The following is a 22,190-nucleotide window of genomic DNA, read 5'->3' on the forward strand; positions in this document are numbered from 1 at the left end:
TAACCCTGATCCCATCGCTGGCGAATATCATGCTGGATAACTATATCTGGCAGAGGCAGGTGATATGACCATGAAACGCAGACATATATTGGCCGGACTGGCTGCGGGCGGTGTTGTCATGGCCGGTTCCGGCGTGACGCGCATCGGTGTCGGTGCGGCCCCCGCTTCTGCCAAGGGCAAACGCTTCCCGATCACCCGCAGCGAGACCGAATGGAAAAAGCGGCTGACTCCGATGCAATATTATGTGCTGCGTCAGGAAGGCACGGAACGCGCCTTTACCAGCCCGCTCAACAAGGAAAAACGCAAAGGCAGCTTTGTCTGCGCCGGGTGCAACTATCCGGTATTTCGTTCCGCCGACAAATATGACAGCCGCACCGGCTGGCCCAGTTTCACCCGTGCTGTGCGCAGCAATATCGGCACCAGCACCGACTACAAGATCGGCATCCCGCGTACGGAAGTCCATTGTAGCCGCTGTGGCGGGCATCTGGGCCATGTGTTCAATGACGGGCCGAAGCCGACCGGCAAACGCTGGTGCATCAACGGTGCGGCGCTGAAGTTCCGGCCTGAGAAATAGAGCTCAGGGTGCGGCTTTCTGCTGCCACAACTCGATCTTCACGCCATCAGGGTCGATGATCCAGGCAAATTCGCCATAGCCCTCGTCGCTATGACCGAGGATGTCGACACCCTTGGCCTTGAGCTGCTCAAGAAACGCTGGCAGATCGTCGACCCGCAAATTGATCATGAAGCGCTCGCCGCTGGGCTTGAGATATTCGCCATCGGTAAAATGGCTGATCAATGAATAGGGTTTGTCGCCACTTTCTTCCGACCAGTCGAGTTGCGGGCCATATTCGCCCTCCAGCCCCAGCATATCGGCATACCATTTGCGCGTCGCTGCGGGATCTTTCACAATGTAGAATATGCCGCCCAGGCCGGTGATCTTTGCCATATCTGCCTCCCCCCATTTCCCTTGAGAGACGAGGTGTAGCATATCAGCGCTGTGGCTGCACCCGCCACACCCTGAGACCCTTTGCCCCGGCAAAGGGTACCGGTTCGAGCCAGGCGGGAACTTCGTCATCGGACAGTGTCGCCATCAGGCCTTCCGGGTGCCGCATGGCATAGAGCCTCGGCTCGGCCAGACCCTCACAAAAGGCGACATAGTCGATATTCCGTTCCTGGGCGATGCTGTGCGCCTCATCGGGCGCGGATGAGAAGAAACGCACAATATCGCGCATGGCCGCGTCATTGCGGTGATGGCCGCTGGCCACAATATTATGGTCGGTGGCATAGAGCAGCGCCGGGCCGATATCGAGCGGCGTCATGAAATTGCTCCGTGGCAGCGCGTTAAGCGCGGCGATATTGCCGGGCAGTTCGCATTTCGCCGCCTCCGCTATGATTTTGGTGACGCGCTCTATTCTGGCTGCGCGCTCGCTGACCAGTGCCGAGGCTGGTGCGATGACAAGACCGGGTGTGACCATCAGGAACAGGCCCAGAGTCGCGGCAACCCTCCGCAGCGGATTTTGCGTTGTACGCACCTTGCGCAACCAGTTCATGACCAGTCCCGCGGCCAGCGGCATGGCATAGAGGCTGGCAACGGCCGATGCGCGTTCGACCAGTATCGCCACCGCCAGCGCTGCCAATGTCATCACGGTCAGGCGGCCCTGCACGCTGTGAAGCCAGGTGATAAAACTGTCACCGTGCTGACGATAGTGTAGCCAGGCCGCAACCATCGCCAATAAGGGCAGCGCGAGTGTCTGACTTATGGCGACACCGGTCTGCCGCCATAAAGGCAGGCCCTCATAGACGCGCTCATACCAGAATTCGCGTACCAGCGGGTCGAGTTCGGCAAAAGCCCCGGTGGCGCATTGCGGCGCCTGTGTTGCGAGGATTGCCAGCGCAGTGCCGCCGGTGACCGCAAATCCTGTGATCAGCAGCAGCCGGTGCTGCGGATTCCACCATGCGAGTCCTGTCAGGGCCAGTGCACCGAACCCGAATATGACGATATGCACTGGCGCCAGCGCGTCGCAATATTGCACCAGCGCATCGCTGCTGCCGAGACGCGTGGCGGCAAACAGCGCCGCGCTGGCGCCAGCAAGCACGACCATGGCATTGGCCAGCCGGTGACGTTCTTCGGGATCGATAAGCCATAAAATGGCGCAATAGCCCATAAAGGCCGCTGCCAGCGGCAAGCCTTCCATCGAGATGCTGAGCCAGCCAGCCAGCGCCAGGCCGAGAACCAGACCGCCGCGTTTATGGTTACCGTCGATCAAGGCGCCCAGCGCCACCAGCGCCAGGGCGATCTGCCAGCCATGATGATCGATACGCATCGGCCGCAACTGATGGGTCACCGGAACGATCATGACCATCATGAAACAGGCGAGCATTGCTGCCTCACGGCCGGATATTCTGGCGGTCAGCCGGGCGCCAAGCCACATCACCACGAACAGCGTCAGCAACGGCACCAGTACCAGCGCCACCAGCTCGGCGTTCCCACTGCCGACCAGCGGTGTGAACAGAAATATCACCAGTGCCAGCGGCAGGTCGACCAGCCGTGACCAGTGCATTGGCCCGCCTTGAGGCGGGTTCATGCGATATTGGGTAACATCATACCAGCCCTGGCCCGCCAGCCAGTCGCGTACCTGGAGCAGGCGCAACAGGTCATCGGGATCGGGGAATTTTATCGTCGCGATGGCGCTGAAGTTGACGATCAGCAGCAGCGCAGAAACCGCCAGCCATGCCAGCGTCACCATGCCGAGCGGCAGGCGATCGGCGCCCATGGGAATGGTCATGATCTGTCTTTCCATCATGCCCAGTGGCGAAAGACGATGCTGTTGCGCAGCACATAGGTCACGCCAAAGCTGATGACGATGGCGACAAGCTTGCCGATCCGCGCGTCAATGCCCGAGGCATCAGCAGTCCACACGATCAGCGCAGTGAGGCCGAGGCCAATCAATGCCGAGGCAAGGAACATTGCCTTTTGCCGGGTCCGGCGCAGGCCGCGATCAGCAACGCGTTCGGCAAAAACCAACCGGCTGGAGAGCAGCCAGTGCACCACTATGCCAATACAATAAGCCAGCGCCGCCGCCGCAGTTGCTGGTACAGCCAGAGCCAGAAACCCGAGGAAGCTGCCCATATCGGCGGCCAGCGCGACGACGCTCACCGCGCCATAGCGTACTACGGTGGCACCGCCAAAGCGCGTGATCCATGCTGTCCATAGCTGCTGCATCTTGTTCATACTGCCCCCGTCTGGTCATCACGCAGCGGTTGAAGCTTTTCAGGCTGCGCGGCGGATTTTCGGATCGGTACCGGTTTTGTCGCTATCATCATCACCGCTTGCCGCGTTGCCGCTGGCAATCCGTCCGCCATCGACTTTCTGCGGCACCGCACGTTCGGACTGCAGCGCAATCTTCTGACCTTCGGTCAGCATGCGCTCGGCGCCTTCATCACCAGATTCATGATATTCGGCGTCTTCATTGACATTCCAGATATTGTAGACCCGCTCACCGGCAGCGATATTCTCGACCGTCAGCATCGCGGTCATCATCGCATGGTCCTGATTATTGTAGCGGTGCATACCGTTGCGGCCGACCATGTGCAGCGTCGGATAGCGTGCTTCCAGATCGGCGCGCATCGTCTCGACATTGGCCTCATATTCATCGTCATAGACCGGATAGGCCTTTTCCTGACGCACCACCGCGCCGCCAACCACCTGTTCGGGGCGGCACAGGCCGAGAATGGCCATTTCGCGCTTGGCTTGCTCGATCAGCTCATCATCACTCGAAGACCAAAGGCCGTCGCCCTCGAAACAGAAATATTCGAGGCCAACACAGGCCATATCGTCATGCGGCACCATTTCGGGCGACCAGCTGCGGAAATTCTGCACCCGGCCGACCTGGACCCGGTCGTCATGGATATAGATCCAGTTATCGGGAAACAGGTCTTCGGACTTGACCATCAGTGCGACGGTCAGGAAGTCACGATAGTTGAGCTTTTTCGCCTCGAGCGATGACTCCGGCAAAGGATGGATACGTGCCGACAGTTCGCGCATCGGCGCCGAGCTGATGACATGTTTTGCGGTTATCACCGTGCCGCCATCGCTGGAATCGGTGGACATACGCCAATTGCCATCGGCATCCTGGGCGAGCTGTTTGAGGGCATGGCCCATCATCACATTGTTGCCCTTGTCTTCGACAAAATCGCGTGCGGCATCCCACATCATGCCCGGGCCAAGCCGCGGATAGCGGAAGGTTTCGAGCAGGGTTTTGACTTCCTGTCCGTCATTGGGCTTTTTATTGAGGCCGAGCGAGCGCTTCAGACCGTCGGTTACCGCGTTCCACAGCGACAGACCCTTGATGCGCTGCGCTGCCCAGTCCGCCGACATTTCATCGCACGGCATGCCCCACACCTTTTCGGTATAGGTCTTGAAGAAGATCGAGTAGAGTTTGTAGCCGAACTGGTTGACCACCCAGTCCTCGAAGCTCTTCACGTCCTTTTTCGGGAACAGCTTCCAGCGTGCATAGCTTGCCATGCACAATGTCGACCGCCAGATGCCGAGATTCCACAGCGCCTCGAAAGCGCGCAGCGGATAGCTGTAGAATTTGCCCTCATAGAAGATCCGGCTCATGCGCGGGCGCTGAATGAAGTCATCCGGCAGGATCTCGTTCCACAGATCAACCACTTCCTGGCTCTTCGAGAAAAAGCGGTGGCCGCCAATGTCGAAACGATAGCCGTCAAATTCGACGGTGCGGCTGATGCCGCCGACATATTTCTCGTCCTTTTCGATTACCGTTACCGAATAGCCTTTCTTGCTGAGCAGATAGGCTGCGGTCAGGCCGGCGGGACCGGCACCGATAATGGCGACATCGACGCTATTCTGGGTATTTTTGCTGGCGGTCATCTCTTTTGCTCCCTGCTCCCAATCCGGGGTTGACCAAGGGAGTGAAGGAAAACTTCTAAGAGATGGTTAACGCGGCGTTATGAATTTGGTTTTTGCGGCAATGCATTGCCGTTTTTACATCTGTCTGATCTTTGGCTGTGTATTTTGCTTGTCCGAATTTCCCTTACGGGAAATCGCCGCACCGGCCCGCACCCCCACCCGGCCTCCCAATCCAGATTACTATGCGTTGGGAGGCCGGGTGGGGGTGCGGGCCGGTGCGGCGCCTGAGGCGAAGCCGAAGGAGTACACCACTATCTATCCGTTCGGACCAACCTTGAATTTCTGGGCAATTACATACCATTCGGACGAGCCTTTGCGGCTGGCCGGGGGCTTGGCGTGTTTGACGCTGGTGAAATGGCGTTTGAGCCTGGCCAGCAATGCACTATCGGTGCCGCCGGCAAAGACCTTGGCGACAAAGGCACCACCGGGTGCGAGATTTTCGATCGCGAAATCCGCCGCCGCCTCGACCAGCCCCATGGTGCGCAGATGGTCGGTCTGTTTGTGGCCCACCGTATTTGCCGCCATATCGGAGAGCACCAGATCGGGCGCCGCGCCCAGCGCCTGGCTGATCATCTCCGGCGCGTCGTCCGCCATGAAATCATGCTCGAATATCGTCACGCCCTCTATTGGCTCGGTGGGCAACAGGTCGATACCGACCACTTCTGCCTTGGGTGATAATATCCGTACCAGCTGTGCCCAGCCACCGGGTGCGATGCCGAGATCGACAACATGGCGTGCCTGGCGGACAAAATTGAAGCGTTCGTCGAGTTCGGCAAGCTTATAGGCGGCACGTGATCGATAGCCATCGGCTTTGGCCCGTTTGACATAGGGATCGTTGAGCTGGCGGGTCAGCCAGCGCGCCGAGGATTCCTTGCGACCACGATTTTTGCGCAGCCGCTTTTCCGAATCGGCGCGGCCACGCTTTCCCGAACGTGTCATGCGCTTACCCCTTTTTGGCGTTACGGCGGCGCGCGCGTCCGGATGCGCGATTGCGTGGCGGTTTGCCATTGGCGGCGCGCTTGCGCTGCCCGGTGCTGCGGGCAGGTACCGCATTGGTCGCCATCAGCGCGCGCAATATCCCTTCGCGGATGCCGCGATCCGCCACGCCCAGCCGTTCGGCGGGCCAGATATCGAGAATTGCTTCCAATATCGCGCAGCCCGCAATCACCAGATCGGCGCGCTCATGACCGATACACGGCACATCGCGACGTTCATCGACATGCATGGCGCCGAGCCGCTGGCTGATCTCGCGCATCGATTCTGCTGGCACGATCAGGCCGTCAATGGCCGCGCGGTTATAGCAGGGCAGTTTGAGATGCAGGCTCGCCAATGTGGTTACCGTGCCGCTGGTGCCCAGCATGCGATAGCTGTCACCGGCATTATGCGGCAGGCGCTCGGCAAATTCGCTGAAGCTCTCCAGCGCCCGGGTCCGCATGGCGGAATATCCGGCAATGCGGCTGGCTTCGCTGCAGCTGTCTATCCGTACGCTTTCGGTGAGCGATACCACACCCCATGGCACGCTGACCCAGTCGCGGATTTCAGGCGCATTGCCATCAGTGTCGATCAGCACCAGCTCGGTCGAGCCACCGCCAATATCGAAGATCAGCGCCGGACCCTGACCCGGTTCGAGCAGGATATGACAGCCCAGCACCGCCAGCCGCGCCTCTTCCTCGGCGCTGATAATGTCGAGCATGATCCCGGTCTCGCGGCGCACCCGCTCGATAAACTCCTCGCCATTGCCGGCGCGGCGACAGGCTTCGGTGGCGACCGAGCGCGCTAGGCAGACATTGCGACGCTTCAGCTTGTCGGCACAGACCGAGAGCGCCGCCACGGCGCGATCCATCGCCTGCTGGCTCAGCCTGCCATTGGTGGCCAGCCCTTCGCCGAGGCGCACAACGCGCGAAAAGGCATCGACGACGACAAAGCTGTCACCGGCGGGCTTGGCGATCAGCAGGCGGCAATTATTGGTGCCAAGATCAATCGCGGCATAGGCGCGCCGGGCCCTGGCTGGCCTGGGCATCGGCCCCGGCCGCCCAAGCTGGCCATGGGCAGCCGCCGGACGGGCGTCGCCATTGCTATGCTGCCGATTATTATGGGTCCGGGATTGTGACGCTTTCCCGTTTTGTAGCTCTGCATCCGTGTCGCCCGGCCCGTCTTCGATATTGCGCGCGCCGTCATGGCTGGCCTCGGATGCCATGGGCGTGTTTCGCTCCACCATGGCCTATACTCTGCTGTTATCAGGGTGGAAAATACCACCTCCACTTGCTATTGAGCCTAGCCGCTCGAACGGATTCCCGCAACCATTTTGCCGGGTCTGGTGCTGCAATCGCGATGGCGACGGCTTGACAGGCCGAAACGCACGCGATAGTGGGCCGCCTCCATTGCCCCGTCGTCTAATGGCAAGACTACGGACTCTGACTCCGTCAATCGAGGTTCGAATCCTCGCGGGGCATCCAGCCTTCTTCTCGCTATCACGGCACCATACGCATCTGCGCAGGCAATTGGTTGCCCATTATAGCTGCAGCGTTTCCAGCTTTTCCCTCGCCGCGTCGTCATCGGGCACAATGGCGAGCAGTCGTTCGAGCCGGGCGATGGCGATTTCGCGGTTGTCCAGCTTTTCGGCAATCTCCGCCGACAGCGCCAGACCCGGCGGATAGTCATGGATATAGTCGGGCATTGCCTGCAATATATCATTGGCGCGGCGATAATCACCCTGGGCATTGGCGAGGCGCGCCTTCTGGAATTGGAGAAAGGCGAAGCCCGGATGCTGGGTTTCGGCATCGGTGATGACTTGCGCCGCTGCATCATAATTGCCGGCATCAATCTCCAGCCCGGCGATATTGGCCAGCGGGACGGCGTGATTCGGGAAGCGCTTTGCCAGATCGGCATAGGTGGATCTGGCAGCCTCCAGATCATCGTCATGGATTTCGACTTCGGCCTTGAGAAGCAGCGCTTCATAATTGCCAGCGTCGCGATCCAATGCCGCCTGCATCGCCTCGCGAACAATGTCCCAGTCGCCCAGATTCACCGCATGGCGTCCGACCAGCGCATGGATATCGGCATTGTCGTCATGCCGCTCCAGCGCCTCGGCGAACAGCTCGGGATGGTCATCAATGCTGTCATTTTCCATATGCCCCCAGAGCAGCATGCGATAGCCTTGGCCGCCGCGCTGGTCCGGGTCTATTGCCTCGATCCGGTCTATCGCCTGTTGCGGCAGACCGCGTACAATATCGCCATGTGCCCTCAGGGCGGCACGACTGGCGGCGTCGATGCCGGTATCGGAAATCTTCGCCACCGCAGCTTGTGCCGCAATGCCATCGCCCAGCGCCAGCATGGTGCGGGCATAGAGCAGGTTGGCGGCATCGCTATCGGGTGTCTCGCCGAGTATGTTGAGCAGATGGATACGCGCGGTGCGAAAGTCCCTGTCGGCAAAGGCCGTCTGGGCATCGCCGATATCTGATGGCGGTGCACCGGTGCCGCAGCCGGCGATAGCTGCCGTCAAAAACAGTGGCGCCAGTCGCAAAATTCCCAGGCGGGCAGGGCGTTCTTTGGTCGACGCAATCATGCATCTATGGATAGCGCGATTTGATGAAGAATCCATAAAATAAGGGGGCCGAACACAGATCCGGCCCCCTTGTGATTATTGGTATGGCGAAAAAAGCTCAGTCGCGCTTTTTCTTCAGCAGTCGCCGACCGCCGACCAGGCCGCCTGCCCCCAGACCGAAGAGCAGCAATGCTCCCGGTGCCGGAACCGGTGTGCCGCCGGTCGAACCACCCGAAGAACCGCCCGTGCTGGTGCTGGTCGAGGTTGATGTGCTCGAGCTGGTGCTGGTCGACGACGAAGTCGAGGTCGAACCGCCGGTCGAGGTCGAGCTGGTTGAGCCACCGGTACTGGTGCTGGTCGAGCTCGAAGTGCTGGTCGATCCACCGGTGCTGGTGCTGGTCGATCCGCCCGAGGAACTTTTTGACCCGCCCGAAGAACTTTTGGAGCCACCGGAAGAACTTTTTGAGCCGCATTTACGCGACCAGCGGCTGCATTTGCTGCTCTTCGACCAACCATAGCCACCGCCGAAGAAGAAGCTGCTCTTCGAGGTTTTGGTGGTGCTTTTGGCATGAGCGGTTTCGGTGGTTGCCGCCATGGTGCCAGCCGCGCTGACCGCCATCATTGAGCCGATCGCAACAGCCTTGGTGAGTTTTGCGTATTTCATTGCACGCCCTTTTTCATCATTGCCGGTTCGGTGCAGAACTTAACTCGTTCCGCATGTGTAAGGGTAAAGCATGTGCCATGCCAGAGTCAGGAAAATCCCGGATTTCCTGGGCTCAGAAGGGTTAATGGCTTTGCGCAGACACACCGATTTGTCAAAAATTCCGACATACATGCCGTTACGTCCAGATACCCAGCATATGTGCATAGGGCGTGATATGGGTTTCGGCGTATTTCTGAAATTTCTCCGCCTTTTTCGGATGTGGGAAATGGTTGCCGCTGATCGACACCCGTTTTTCGGTGCTCATATTGCGCTTTGTGTAATGCGGCGCATAGGAGGGGAAAAGCAGCAATGTGCCGACTTCCGGCTCGAGCTGCACATGGTTGCGCCGTGCCACTGCGTCGAGGACGAAGACGATGGCCCCGCTATTTTCCGGATAATTGGTATAATAGACCCAGGACACGCCATCGGGCCAGTCATCGCGGATATGGGTGTGATAATCGGTATTCTGACCCGGATTGAGGATATGGCCCCAGGTCTCGCAGTCGTCCAGATCCTCGAAATGCGGATTCATCCGGCGGATAAAGGCATCAATACGGCGCAGCAGCTTTGCCACTTCCGGATGGTCATAGGGGAGCAGCGAGTCTTCCGACTTGGTGTCGTTGATATCGGTCGAGCGGCGGTCAGCCTCCTTGGCCACCACTGCCTTGGTAATGGCTTCATTGTCGAGATCGCGGCCAATCGGAACGCGCAGATGCCCGACCGAGAGCAACGGTTCGTAATAGGCAAACGGGTCTTGCTCGAATGAAATCAGACCGGGCAGCTCGATCGGCGACATATGGGTCATGGGCATTTTCCTCAACTCGCATCCTCACCAACGGATTAACGACAAGCGTTTAACTTTTGGTTTAACCCTGACCTTGCTGGTGCGGTGGTGCGGCTTTCGATTGACCGCGCTGTTTATGCGGGTCAGAAGTGGCGCATGGCCGATACACTAGCCGCCCATGACCATCGCCCGCGTCGCAGCGCGCTCTATATGCCGGCGGGCAATGCCCGGGCACTGGAAAAGGCGCGCGGCCTCGATGCCGATATAGTGATTTTCGACCTTGAAGATGCGGTTGCGCCCGATGCCAAGGCCGCAGCGCGCGAAACGCTGGCGGCGGCGCTTGCGGACAATGCGGGCTATGGTCATCGCGAACTGGTGCTGCGGGTCAATGGCCGCGCCACGCAATGGTTTGCCGATGATCTGGCATTGGCGGCGACGTTGCCCGTCGATGCGCTGCTGCTGCCCAAAGCCGATAGCGAGGAAGATGTGCGCGTCTTTGCGGAGAGCATGCAGGCCATGGGTGTCGCCGATGGCATGGCGCTGTGGGCGATGATCGAGACACCGGCGGCGATATTGGCGCTCGGCGACATTGCCGCCATGGCGCGCGAGGTGCCGCTGACCGCTCTGGTCGCCGGGACCAACGATCTCGCCAAGGAGATGCGGGTCACCGCCGATGCCGAACGCACAGCGTTTCGTACGGCGCTGTCGACATTGGTGATGGCGGCGCGGGCACATGGACTGGTGGCGCTGGACGGCGTGTATAATGCTATTGGCGATGCTGCAGGGCTGGAACATGAGGCGGTGCAGGGGCGGCTATTGGGTTTCGATGGCAAGACGCTTATCCACCCGTCGCAAATTGCCCCCTGCAATCGCATTTTCGCCCCCGATCCCGATGCATTGGCCGGCGCGCACGCGATTATCGCCGCCTTTGCCGATCCGGACAATGCCGGCAAGGGCGTGATCCGGCTCGGCGGCAAGATGGTCGAGCGGCTACATCTCGCCGAAGCCGAGCAACTGGTGGCGCAGGCCGAGGCTATCGTGGCGCGGGGATAGATAAGCCGCGGCCGCGCCATTACGGCTAAAGTCGCATGGCATCGCTGGCACGATCAGCCTATGCTGAAACCGTGACTGGAGGAGGCGGCCGCTGACCGAGCTAGCCGAGATAACCGGGTTTCTGGCTCAGCATGAGCCGTTTTCGCTGTTGCCGCATGAGGCACAGGCGAAAATGGCACGCGCCATAGAGGTGCGCTATTTCCGTAAGGGCAGCGACATCATCATCGCCGGCCAGTCCAATGACAAACTCAGCATCGTTCGCAGCGGTGCGGTCGAGCTGCGGCTCGATGGCGACATGATGCACGCCCGGCTGGGGGAGGGGGAATGCTATGGCTATCCTTCGCTGCTTGCCGAGGGCATTACCCGCAACGCTGTACAGGCGCTGGAAGACAGCCTGATCTATCAGGTCGATGGCGACTGCTTTCTGACGTTGCACGCGGCGCATCCGCCATTGCAGCGCTATTGCATTGCCGACAGCCAGTTGCGCCTCAAGCGCGCGCTGCGAACGCTGCGCGAAGACAATGGCGGTGCGGAAATCTCGCCGCACAGCCAGGCGCGCATGGGCGACCTGATCAGCCGCGACCGGCTGGTGACAGCGCAGGCGGCGATGAGTGTGTTCGATGCGGCGCAAATGATGACGCGCGAAAATGTCACCACCCTGCCGATTTTCGATGACAAAGCTCTGGTCGGCATTGTTTCGGACAGTGACTTGCGGGCGCGGGTGCTGGCCGCCGGGCGCGATCCCGATACGCTCTTGTCAGAAGTGATGACGCCCGATCCGATAACCGCATCATCGCAGGATCCGCTGCTCGGCGCACTGCTGACGCTGATGGATCGGCATATCCACCATCTTCCCGTCACCGATCCGAACGGCGAGCTGATCGGTATCGTCGGCGCCAGCGACATATTGGGACGGCTTGGTGCCGATGCGTTGCATATTGCCGGCGAAGTACGGCTGGCGCGTAATGCGCATGATGTCGCCCAGGCGGCGGCGCGACTGCCGGCCTGTTTTGCGTCACTGGTCGAGGCAGGGGTCGATGCCGAACATGTCGCGCGGTTCACTTCGTCGATCGGTGAAACCGCACATCGCCAGCTATTGCAGCTGGCCGAGGAGAAGCTCGGGCCCCCGCCGGTGCCCTATGCGCTGGTCGCCTTCGGATCGCTGGCCCGCAATGAACAGTCGCTGGGGTCGGATCAGGATAATGGCTTTGTCTTTGGTGACGGTTATGACCCGGCGCAGCATGACGAATATTTCTCCGCAGTGGCGCAGTTGCTTTGCGACGGGCTGCATGAAGCGGGCTATGTCTATTGTCCGGGCAATATTATGGCGACCAACAGCGCATGGCGTCACGATGTCGCCGGCTGGGAAGCCATTTTCAACGGCTGGATCGACGCGCCCGATCCCGATGCGGTGATGCGCTCGGGCATTTTTTTCGACATGCGCGCGCTTGCCGGCGATGTGGCGCTGGTCGACGGGCTGCGACGGCGGGTATTCGCGCGTGCGGCAGAGAACAGGATTTTCCTCTCTTTTGTTGCCCGCGCCGCGGCGGCAACCAAAATCCCACTCGGTTTCTTCCGCAATTTCCTGCTCAAGGATGATGCAGTGCATGGCCGGGTCCTCGATCTCAAGGCGCAGGCGATCAACCCGGTGATCGATCTGGTGCGTTGCCATGCGCTGGCCGAGCGGCTGGAAGCGGTCAACACCCATGCACGCATGGCGGCGTTGCGCGAACGCCAGGGGTTTGAAAGCGCGATCGTCGCCAATGTCAGCGATGCCTTTGATTTTATCCGCGAGGTGCGCATCCGTCATCAGGCGCGGCAGGTGGGAGCAGGCAAGACACCGGACAACAAGCTCGACCCGCAAAACCTGTCGCAGTTCGAACAGACGCATCTCAAAGATGCCTTCAAGCTGATACGCGACCGGCTCGATGCGTTGCGCAGCCGCTATGCCGGGTCGATTACATGATCGGTGACGCACGCTGGCGCTGGATGCGGCGCTGGAAAAAGGCGGCTGAAACAGCGCATCGGGCGGCATCGGGTTCTGCGCTTGCCGATTATTACGCCGCCGGGCCGCCCGACATGGATGTGCCCTGGCAGTCCGCGCCATTGATCGCCATCGATCTGGAAACCGATGGACTGGATGCGCGCAGCGACATGTTGCTCGAAGCCGGTTGGGTCGCGCTCAGCAATGGCGCCGTGCGGCTGGCGACGGCGCAGCGGCTGCGCATCTCGGCACAGTCTGATCTGCGTGCATCCAGCGTGGTGATTCATGGTATCACCGATGACGCGGCACAGAAGGGCAGCAGCGAAGCGGATATGCTGGCAGCACTGCTGCCGTTGCTGGGCGGCGCGGTGATCGTTGCGCACAATGCGGTGATCGAGCAGGCGTTTCTCGATGCGGCCTGCCGCCGCGTTTTCGGCGCACCGTTGCTGCTGCCGGCCATCTGCACCATGGATATCGAAATGCGCTGGTTCCCGCGCGAGCGCACCCATGACGGTCTGCGCCTCGGCACGCTGCGCGCACGTCATGGACTGCCCGCCTATCACGCGCATGACGGGCTGGTCGATGCGATGGCATCGGGCGAATTGCTGCTGGCCCAGATTGCCGCGGCCCGGCGCGACAGGGTGTCGCTGGCCGAGCTGATCCGCTGGTAGCCGCGTCTCTGCTGTCAGCGCATCTCATACCAAAGTCTCGCTATCGCTGGTCACGAAAGTCGCTAGCCTTTGACCCAAGCATAAGCCGGATAGCGCCCGATGCGTGATCGGCAATGCCAATAAAGCGGGAGGGTAATATGGCAGAGAATGACGATGAAACACAGCAGGGCGATGGCGATACCAGCGCCAATGAAGCGGCGTATTGGAAGGAGAATATCCGCCTGCTGATATCGCTGATGACAATCTGGTTCCTCGTCTCCTTCGGTGCCGGCATATTGTTCCGCCCGTTTCTCGACCAGTTTTCGCTTGGTGGTTACCCGCTTGGTTTCTGGTTCGCGCAACAAGGCGCGATCTACGTCTTTATCGCGCTGATCTTCTTCTACACCGTCCGGATGAAGCAGATCGAACGCAAATATGATCTCGACGACTGAGGAGGGGACCGATGGAAACGCAAACCCTGATCTATATATTTGTCGGCCTCTCCTTCGCGCTATATATTGGCATTGCGCTGTGGACCCGGGCCGGATCGACCAAGGAATTTTACGTCGCCGGTGGCGGCGTAAACCCGGTGGTCAATGGCATGGCCACCGCCGCCGACTGGATGAGCGCGGCCAGCTTTATCTCGATGGCAGGCCTCATCGCCTTTCTCGGCTATGACGGCTCGGTCTATCTCATGGGCTGGACCGGCGGTTATGTCATGCTGGCACTGCTGCTTGCGCCCTATTTACGCAAGTTCGGCCAGTTCACCGTGCCCGATTTCATCGGCACGCGCTATTATTCCAAGGCGGCGCGGGTGGTCGCGGTGATCTGTCTGATCTTTATCAGCTTCACCTATATTGCCGGCCAGATGCGCGGCGTCGGGATCGTGTTCTCGCGTTTTCTCGATGTCGACATCACCATGGGTGTGATCATCGGCATGGCGATCGTCTTCGTCTATGCCGTGCTCGGGGGCATGAAGGGCATCACCTACACCCAGGTGGCGCAATTCTGCGTGCTTATCTTCGCCTATATGGTTCCGGCCTTTTTCATCAGCTTCCTGATCACCGGCAACCCGATCCCGCAAATCGGCCTGGGTAGCCAGGTCAATGACGGGTCGGGGATGTATGTGCTGCAAAAGCTCGATCTGGTGCTGCAGGATCTGGGCTTCGGGGCCTATACCGACGGGTCGAAGGCGACCATCGATATATTCTGCATCACCATGGCGCTAATGGTCGGTACCGCTGGCCTGCCGCATGTGATCGTGCGTTTCTTCACCGTGCCCAAGGCATCGGATGCGCGCAAATCGGCGGGCTGGGCGCTGGTATTCATCGCCCTGCTTTACACCACGGCCCCGGCGGTCGGTGCCTTTGCCCGGCTCAACTTTGTCGAGACCGTCAACAATGTCGAATATAGCGAAAGCGCCGAATGGTTCCGCAACTGGGAGGCGAACAGCCTGATCGCATGGCAGGACAAGAATGGCGATGGCGTGATGACCTATGAGGCAGGCGATGCCTTTGCCGGCAAACCCGAATTCACCGGCGAAACCGGGGCATCGGGTGAGCGGCTGGTGGCCAATGCCGCCAACAGCGACAGCGCCAACGAGGTCTATGTCGACCGCGACATCATGGTGCTGGCCAATCCGGAGATTGCCGATCTGCCCGGCTGGGTGGTGGCGTTGGTCGCTGCCGGCGGGCTCGCTGCGGCGCTATCGACTGCGGCGGGGCTGTTGCTGGTGATCTCGTCATCGATCAGCCATGACCTGCTCAAATCGACATTCCGACCGCAGATCAGCGAGAAGGGCGAGCTGCTGGCCGCGCGGGTCGCTGCGACCGCGGCTATCATAGTGGCTGGCTATCTCGGCATCTATCCGCCCGGATGGGTGGCGCAGGTGGTCGCCTTTGCCTTTGGCCTTGCTGCGGCGTCGCTTTTCCCGGCCATCTTCATGGGCATCTTCTGGAAGTTCATGAACAAGGAAGGCGCGATTGCCGGCATGGTCAGCGGTCTGGTGTTCACTTTCGGTTATATTGTCTACTTCAAATTCGTAGCGCCCGATCTGAATACTGCCGACTATTGGTTGTTCGGCATCTCACCCGAAGGCATCGGCGTGATCGGCATGCTGGTCAATTTCGCCATCGCGATTGCGGTGTCGCGGATGACCGACTCACCGCCGCTGGAAGTGCGCAAGCTGATCGACTCGATCAGGGTACCGCGCGGTGCCGGAGATGCACACGCACATTGATGGCCATGACCCAGGGTTCAAACCCTGATCCCGGTATCTCCCCGGGTCGCGTAAAGGGGCATCTTCGGGTGCCCCTTTTCTTTGCGTGCCGCAGCGTTTAGGCTTGGTCACCATGTCAGAACCGGTGCCGCAAAATGAGCGCCGGCTGATTTGGGGAAAGGGTGTCCGGCATGATCCTGTGGGTCGCGCTATCATTGACCGCAGCCTATATCGCGGCGCTGTTCTGGGTGGCGCATCGCGAAGACCGTTCCGATGCCCTGAGGCAGCCCGATCACAGAGTGGCGCTGGTCCATGCTCTGTCGATCGGGGTCTATTGCACAAGCTGGACCTTTTTCGGTGCGGTCGGTTCGGCTGCGGTCTCGGGCTGGCAGTTCCTGCCCATCTATCTCGGCCCGATATTGCTGTTCACCCTGGGCTATGGCCTGATCCGCCAGACGCTGCGCGTCGCCAAGGCTCAGCATAGCACCTCGATCGCCGACTTTCTCGCGGCCCGTTACGGCAAGAGCCCCACCGTAGCCGCCACCGTGACGCTGATTGCCGCCATCGGTGCGCTGCCCTATATGGCACTGCAGCTCAAATCGGTTGGCGATGCGCTGACCGCGCTGGCGCCGGGGACCATGTTGACCCGGCTGCTGCCCACCGATGTGCTGGTGCTGGCGGTGACGGTGGTGATGGCGCTGTTCGCCATTTTGTTCGGTACCCGACGGGCGCATATCAGCGACCAGAATCGCGGCCTTGTCGCGGCGATTGCGATTGAATCGCTGGTCAAGCTTCTGGCACTGGTGGCGATGGCGGGTTTTGCCCTTTGGCTGCTATTCTCGACAGACCGAACAGCGTTGGTCGCTGTGGCAAGCGGTGGCAGCTTCGGCACAATCTTCACCCTCGACCAGATCGATGCGCGCTTTGCGATATTAACGCTGATCGCAGCTTCGGCGGCGCTGTGCCTGCCGCGCCAGTTTCACATGACCGTTGTTGAAGCACCGCATGATGCACCGCGACGACCGATACGCTGGGTGTTTCCACTCTATTTGCTGCTGATCAGCCTGACGGTGATCCCGGTCACCATGGCCGGCCTCACCTTGCTCCCCGGTGCGATGGCGGCGCCCGATATGATCATGATGACGCTGCCGCTGGCCGAGGGCGCCGAGGCGCTGGCGCTGTTTGTATTTCTCGGTGGCATTTCCGCCGCTACCGGCATGATCATCGTCTCCACGGTGGCGCTGTCAGGGATGATCGCCAATGATCTGGTGCTGCCGGTGATGCTGCGTTCGGTGCGTGACAGCAATATGCGCGCCAGCCGCATCGCCACTGCGGTGCAGCCTTTGCGCCGGGTCATCATGCTGGTGCTGCTGGTATTGGCTTATGGCTATTATCTGGTGGTCGAGCAGGGGGCTTTGCTGGCGAGCCTCGGCACATTGTCCTTCGCGCTGGTGACCCAGTTCATGCCCGGACTGGTCGGGGGCCTTTTGTGGCGCGGTGGCAAGCGCCAGGGCATGCTCGCCGGTCTGGCTGGGGGGTTCGTCGCCTGGGCGGTGCTGCTGTTGCTGCCATCGCTCAGCGGCTGGTCACCACCGGTTTCCATTCATGCCGATCCGCTGGTTTCGGGCGTGGTGCTGGCCACCGGCCTCAATGTGGCGCTCTATGTCGCGGTTTCGCTGCTGGCGCGCGATACCGTGGTCGACCGTGCCCAGGCCGTGGCCTTCGCCACCGGCCCGGAATTGCCCGAGGCGGTGGCAGAGCAATCGCAACTGCGGGTCGCCGATATCCGGCTGTTGCTGCGCCAGTTTGTTGGTCCTGAGCGCACTCATGAGGCGCTGTCCGCGATGCGCGATGCGCATGGCCAGTTCTATGCCGATCGCGATCCGGCTGATGGACCGCTGGTGCGCATGGCCGAGCGCCAGATTGCCGGGGTGCTGGGCTCAGCCTCGGCAGCGACGCTGATGCAGTCGGTGCTCGATGGCGAACCGCTACCGCCCGAAGAGGTGTTGGCGTTGCTCGGTGAGACATCACAAAAGCTTAAATTCAGTGGCGAGCTGTTGCAGATAGCGATCGAGAATATCGATCAGGGCGTGGCGCTGGTGGACCGTGAAATGCGGCTGGTGGCATGGAATGAGCGCTATGTCTCGATGTTCGACCTGCCCGATGATCTGTCGGTGGTCGGTCGCCCGATTGCGGATCTGATCCGCTATAATCTGGAGCAGAATGGCGTCGATGGCGCCAACATCACCCGCGAGGTGGACAAGCGCATCGACTATATGCGTCAGGGGACGCGGCATTTTCAGGAGCGTGAACAGGCCGATGGCCGGATCCTTCGCATCCAGGGCAATCCTGCGCCCGAGGGCGGTTATGTCACCAGCTATACTGATATCACCGCCGACCGTCGTGCCGAACAGGCGCTTGAGGCGAAGGTTGCGGAACGGACGCAGCAGCTCACCGAAGCCAATGCGGCGCTGGAAAAGGCGACGCGCTCAAAGACACGTTTCCTGGCTGCGGCCAGCCATGATCTGGTGCAACCGATGAATGCCGCCCGGCTTTTCGGATCGGCGCTGCGCGAGGATCTGACAGCGCGCGACGATGTCGGTCATGGCGGCACAACGGATGATCCCGGTGGCGGCAAGGATGCCTTGGCGCTGCTCGACCAGATCGACCGCTCGATCGGGACGGCGCACCGGCTGTTGCGCGCCCTGCTCGATATTTCGCGTCTCGATGGCGGACAGATGACTGCCAAGCTGTCGACCTTTGCGCTGCAGGATGTACTCGATGAGCTGAAAGCCGCCTATCAGGCCCCGGCCGAAGCCAAGGGCCTGAAGCTGAGGGTCATGCCCTGTTCGCTGATGGTCGAAAGCGACCGCGGGCTATTGCTGTCTGTGCTGCAGAACCTGCTCACCAACGCCATTCGTTATACCGATAGCGGCCGCATCATCGTTGGTGTGCGTCGTCGTGCGGGAGGTGTTGCCGAGATACAGGTGTGCGACACCGGTCCGGGTATTGCCGAGGCGGAACAGGAGCGGATTTTCGAGGAGTTCGAGCAGATTGCCCGTTCCGATGGCGAGGGGCTGGGCCTCGGCCTGGCCATTGCCCGCCGGATCGCACCGATGCTCGGCGGCCAATTGTCGTTGGAATCAGAACCGGGCAGCGGCAGCCGTTTTGCGCTGCACCTGGAGCATAAGGGCGAACCGCAGCAGGATCGCGGTGCCCTGGCAAAAACCTTGCGCACCAGCCTGAAACCCGCCGGAACACAGGCACAGCATCATATTTTGTGCGTCGATAATGACCCGGCGGCGCGCGAATCTCTATCCGCCCTGCTGACGCGCTGGGGCCATGCGGTAACCACAGTCGGGGGCAGGCAGGAGGCGCTGAAGCAACCCTGCCCCGATATCCTGATCATGGATTATCAGCTCGATAATGGCCTGACAGGGGACGTGCTGGTGCCCGAGCTGGTGAGCCATTGGGGCTACCATCCGCCGGTGCTGCTGATTACCGCCGAGGACAGTGCCGAAACCGCCGCTGCAGCGCACCGGATCGGTTCGGACCGGTTGCTCAAGCCGGTGCCGCCCATCGCCTTGCGCGCCTGGCTGAGCCAGCAATTCGCCAATGCGGCGCAGGCGCAGTGCCAGGCCGCCGAATAGCGATTTTTCGGACTATTGCGACGCGGTGACCGGCTGCTCGACCACCAGCCGCCCGGCGACGAGCACCGCCTGGGTGCGGTTGACCACACCGAGCTTGCGGAAAATCGCGGTGATATGCGCCTTTACTGTCGCCTCGCTGATATCCATTTCATAGGCGATCTGCTTGTTGAGCAGCCCCTTGGTCAGATGATTGAGGATCCGCCGCTGTGCCGGAGTCAGGCTGGCCAGCCGCAGCAATTCCTCGTTTTCGGCGGCGTCGATGGTCGCATCCATTTCCGGGAACCAGATATCGCCCTCGCGCACCGCCGCCAGCGCCTCGCGCATGCTGCCGAGCTCGGCCGATTTCGGGATGAAGGCGGCGGCGCCGAGATTGCGCGCCGCCTGCCATACGCGGCTTTCCTCGCTCGCCGATACCACCGCCACTGCCATGGCGGGAAAGTCCTGGCGAAAGTCGAGCAGCGCGCTGAGGCCATCGCTGTCCTCCATATGCAGGTCGAGCAGCAGCAGCAGCGGTAGCTGCTTGTCGATCTCCTGCCGCGCTGCAGCGACATTGGAGACCTCGATAATGGCGGTATCGGACCATATCTGCTCGACCGCCTGCCGCATCGCAGCGCGGAACAGCGGATGGTCATCGGCAATCAGGACCGTTTGCGTCACCGGTTCATGCGTCCTTCGATCAGGGTATCGACAACGCCGGGATCGGCAAGCGTCGATGTGTCGCCCAGCGAACCATAGTCATTCTCGGCAATCTTGCGCAATATCCGCCGCATGATCTTGCCCGAGCGGGTCTTGGGCAGGCCGGGAGTGAAGTGGATATGGTCCGGTGTCGCAATCGGGCCGATCTCCTTGCGCACATGGGCCTTGAGCGCCTTGGCCAGTTCCTCGTCCATCGCCTCGCCAGCATTGAGCGTAACATAGCAGTAAATGCCCTGGCCCTTGATGTCGTGCGGATAACCGACGACGGCAGCCTCGGCGACCTTGTCGTGCAGCACCAGCGCGCTTTCTACCTCGGCAGTGCCCATGCGATGGCCCGAGACGTTGATCACGTCATCGACACGGCCGGTGATGCGATAATAGCCGTCCTCGTCACGCTTGCAGCCGTCGCCGGTGAAATATTTGCCTTTATAGGTGGTGAAATAGGTCTGCTCGAAGCGCTCATGATCGCCATAGACAGTGCGCGCCTGGCCGGGCCAGCTGGCGGTGATGCACAAATTGCCTTCGGTGGCGCCGCCAATATGCTCATCGGCGAGCACATCGCCATCATTGTCGACCAGCTGCGGCGAAATGCCGAAAAATGGTCGCCCGGCGCTGCCCGGCTTCATGTCATGCGCGCCCGGCAGAGTGGTGATCATGATGCCGCCGGTCTCGGTCTGCCACCAGGTATCGATCACCGGCGAGTTCTCCTTGCCGACGACGCGATGATACCAGCGCCAGGCTTCCGGGTTGATCGGTTCGCCGACGCTGCCGAGCAGCCGGATCGACGACAGATCATGCTTCTCCACTGGCGCATCGCCCTCGCGCATCAGCGCACGGATTGCGGTTGGCGCGGTGTAGAAGATATTGACCTTATGCCGTTCGCAGACATCCCAGAAGCGACTGACATCGGGATAGTTGGGCACGCCTTCGAACATCAGGCTGGTGGCACCGTTCTGCAGCGGGCCGTAGACTATATAGCTGTGTCCGGTGACCCAGCCGATATCGGCGGTGCACCAGTAAATCTCACCCGGCTGGTAATCAAATGCATAGTGGAAGGTGGTGGCGGTCCATACGGCATAGCCGCCGGTGGTATGTAACACGCCCTTTGGCTGGCCGGTCGAGCCCGAGGTATAGAGGATGAACAACGGGTCCTCGGCGTTCATCGGTTCGCAGGGGCAATCGGCGTCAACCGTGGCCGCAACATCGGCGTATATATGGTCACGGCCCTCGACCAGGGCGGTATCGCTGTCGGTATGCTGCACCACCAGCACTGCCTCAACATGCTGATCACCGGCATGCTCCGCCAATGCGGCATCGACATTGGCCTTGAGCGGAACCTTCTTGCTGCCGCGCAGGCCCTCATTGGCGGTGATGACGAAGCGGCTGTCGCAATCGACGATCCGTCCGGCCAGAGCCTCGGGTGAAAAGCCGCCAAAGACGATTGAATGGACCGCGCCGATACGGGCACAGGCCAGCATGGCGATGGCGCCCTCGAGGATCATCGGCAGATACAGGGTGACGCGGTCACCCTTTTTGACGCCGAGTTTTTTCAGGACATTGGCAAAACGCTGCACTTCGCTGAGCAGCTCGGCATAGGTCAGCCGCCGCACCGTTCCCGGCTCATCGGCTTCCCATATCAGCGCATCGATGCCGCCCTTGCCCGCTTCGACATGCCGGTCGACACAGTTGTGGCAGATATTGAGTACGCCGTCTTCGAACCATTTGATTGTCACCGGATCGAATGACCAGTTGCCGGCTTTGGTTGGCGCGGTGAACCACTCGATCCGCTTGGCCTGCTCCATCCAGAAGCTGTCCGGGTCGCTCAGCGACTGGGCGTAGAGTGCGTCATATTGTTCGGCGGTGCAATGGGTTGGGTCGGATTGCGGTCGCGCAACCGGCGCTTCGGCGGCATTGGCAGCGCCAGCTTCACTCGGATTTGGGGTTTCGCTCAGAGCGGGACTGGGTGCATTCATGG

Annotated in this window: 18 protein-coding genes and 1 tRNA gene; 9 read left to right on the forward strand and 10 right to left on the reverse strand. The window is 60.8% G+C overall.

Features of this window, described 5'->3' with window-relative positions; translation table 11 throughout:
• The first annotated feature begins 64 nt into the window (after positions 1 to 64).
• Positions 65 to 574, forward strand: a complete 510-nt coding sequence (gene msrB / locus AAFX04_14085; protein ID MEO1046565.1) for a peptide-methionine (R)-S-oxide reductase MsrB — start codon at positions 65 to 67, stop codon at positions 572 to 574.
• A 3-nt stretch (positions 575 to 577) separates the two neighbouring features.
• Here the strand turns inward: msrB and AAFX04_14090 are convergent, their stop codons facing one another.
• The 6 genes from AAFX04_14090 to AAFX04_14115 form a co-directional block, all read right to left on the reverse strand.
• A complete protein-coding gene (locus AAFX04_14090; protein MEO1046566.1) occupies positions 578 to 946 on the reverse strand; it encodes a VOC family protein in 369 nt (122 codons plus the stop codon).
• 43 nt (positions 947 to 989) lie between these two features.
• Positions 990 to 2,786: a hypothetical protein gene (locus AAFX04_14095; GenBank protein MEO1046567.1), complete on the reverse strand. Its 1,797-nt coding sequence runs from the start codon at positions 2,784 to 2,786 to the stop codon at positions 990 to 992.
• Between the two features lie 14 nt (positions 2,787 to 2,800).
• Positions 2,801 to 3,232, reverse strand: coding sequence for a GtrA family protein (locus tag AAFX04_14100; GenBank protein MEO1046568.1), 432 nt, complete (start codon positions 3,230 to 3,232; stop codon positions 2,801 to 2,803).
• A gap of 39 nt (positions 3,233 to 3,271) precedes the next feature.
• A complete protein-coding gene (locus AAFX04_14105) occupies positions 3,272 to 4,894 on the reverse strand; it encodes an NAD(P)/FAD-dependent oxidoreductase (protein MEO1046569.1) in 1,623 nt (540 codons plus the stop codon).
• 294 nt (positions 4,895 to 5,188) lie between these two features.
• Positions 5,189 to 5,872, reverse strand: a complete 684-nt coding sequence (locus tag AAFX04_14110; protein ID MEO1046570.1) for an RlmE family RNA methyltransferase — start codon at positions 5,870 to 5,872, stop codon at positions 5,189 to 5,191.
• Between the two features lie 4 nt (positions 5,873 to 5,876).
• Positions 5,877 to 6,953, reverse strand: a complete 1,077-nt coding sequence (locus AAFX04_14115) for a Ppx/GppA phosphatase family protein (GenBank protein ID MEO1046571.1) — start codon at positions 6,951 to 6,953, stop codon at positions 5,877 to 5,879.
• A 362-nt stretch (positions 6,954 to 7,315) separates the two neighbouring features.
• On the opposite strand from AAFX04_14115, the gene AAFX04_14120 reads away from it, so the two are divergent.
• Positions 7,316 to 7,389 (forward strand) — tRNA-Gln (locus AAFX04_14120).
• Positions 7,390 to 7,445: 56 nt separating this feature from the next.
• On the opposite strand, the gene AAFX04_14125 is transcribed toward AAFX04_14120, so the two are convergent.
• Positions 7,446 to 8,498 (reverse strand): tetratricopeptide repeat protein, encoded by a 1,053-nt coding sequence (locus AAFX04_14125; GenBank protein ID MEO1046572.1) that lies wholly within the window; start codon positions 8,496 to 8,498, stop codon positions 7,446 to 7,448.
• Positions 8,499 to 8,581: 83 nt separating this feature from the next.
• On the opposite strand from AAFX04_14125, the gene AAFX04_14130 reads away from it, so the two are divergent.
• Positions 8,582 to 8,995, forward strand: a complete 414-nt coding sequence (locus AAFX04_14130) for a hypothetical protein (protein ID MEO1046573.1) — start codon at positions 8,582 to 8,584, stop codon at positions 8,993 to 8,995.
• Positions 8,996 to 9,316: 321 nt separating this feature from the next.
• Here the strand turns inward: AAFX04_14130 and AAFX04_14135 are convergent, their stop codons facing one another.
• Positions 9,317 to 9,985 carry a putative 2OG-Fe(II) oxygenase gene (locus AAFX04_14135; protein MEO1046574.1) on the reverse strand — a complete coding sequence of 223 codons (669 nt, stop codon included), beginning with the start codon at positions 9,983 to 9,985 and terminating at the stop codon, positions 9,317 to 9,319.
• A gap of 135 nt (positions 9,986 to 10,120) precedes the next feature.
• Between AAFX04_14135 and AAFX04_14140 the strand changes: the two genes are divergently transcribed.
• From AAFX04_14140 to AAFX04_14165, 6 genes are all read left to right on the forward strand, one after another.
• A complete protein-coding gene (locus AAFX04_14140) occupies positions 10,121 to 11,017 on the forward strand; it encodes a CoA ester lyase (GenBank protein MEO1046575.1) in 897 nt (298 codons plus the stop codon).
• A gap of 172 nt (positions 11,018 to 11,189) precedes the next feature.
• Positions 11,190 to 12,983, forward strand: coding sequence for a DUF294 nucleotidyltransferase-like domain-containing protein (locus AAFX04_14145; protein ID MEO1046576.1), 1,794 nt, complete (start codon positions 11,190 to 11,192; stop codon positions 12,981 to 12,983).
• A complete protein-coding gene (locus AAFX04_14150) occupies positions 12,980 to 13,672 on the forward strand; it encodes an exonuclease domain-containing protein (protein MEO1046577.1) in 693 nt (230 codons plus the stop codon). Before AAFX04_14145 ends, AAFX04_14150 begins: the two co-directional genes overlap by 4 nt.
• A 137-nt stretch (positions 13,673 to 13,809) precedes the next feature.
• The gene (locus tag AAFX04_14155; GenBank protein MEO1046578.1) at positions 13,810 to 14,103 is read left to right on the forward strand and encodes a DUF4212 domain-containing protein; all 294 of its coding nucleotides are present in this window, start codon (positions 13,810 to 13,812) and stop codon (positions 14,101 to 14,103) included.
• Between the two features lie 11 nt (positions 14,104 to 14,114).
• Positions 14,115 to 15,890 (forward strand): sodium:solute symporter family protein, encoded by a 1,776-nt coding sequence (locus AAFX04_14160; GenBank protein ID MEO1046579.1) that lies wholly within the window; start codon positions 14,115 to 14,117, stop codon positions 15,888 to 15,890.
• 170 nt (positions 15,891 to 16,060) lie between these two features.
• Positions 16,061 to 19,519 carry a PAS domain-containing hybrid sensor histidine kinase/response regulator gene (locus tag AAFX04_14165; protein MEO1046580.1) on the forward strand — a complete coding sequence of 1,153 codons (3,459 nt, stop codon included), beginning with the start codon at positions 16,061 to 16,063 and terminating at the stop codon, positions 19,517 to 19,519.
• A gap of 12 nt (positions 19,520 to 19,531) precedes the next feature.
• On the opposite strand, the gene AAFX04_14170 is transcribed toward AAFX04_14165, so the two are convergent.
• Together AAFX04_14170 and acs are read right to left on the reverse strand one after the other, a co-directional pair.
• Positions 19,532 to 20,176, reverse strand: coding sequence for a response regulator transcription factor (locus tag AAFX04_14170; protein ID MEO1046581.1), 645 nt, complete (start codon positions 20,174 to 20,176; stop codon positions 19,532 to 19,534).
• Positions 20,173 to 22,188 carry an acetate--CoA ligase gene (gene acs, locus AAFX04_14175; GenBank protein MEO1046582.1) on the reverse strand — a complete coding sequence of 672 codons (2,016 nt, stop codon included), beginning with the start codon at positions 22,186 to 22,188 and terminating at the stop codon, positions 20,173 to 20,175. Before acs ends, AAFX04_14170 begins: the two co-directional genes overlap by 4 nt.
• Between the last annotated feature and the right edge of the window lie 2 nt (positions 22,189 to 22,190).

Source organism: Pseudomonadota bacterium (assembly GCA_039818985.1).
Taxonomy (GTDB): domain Bacteria; phylum Pseudomonadota; class Alphaproteobacteria; order Sphingomonadales; family Sphingomonadaceae; genus Alterisphingorhabdus.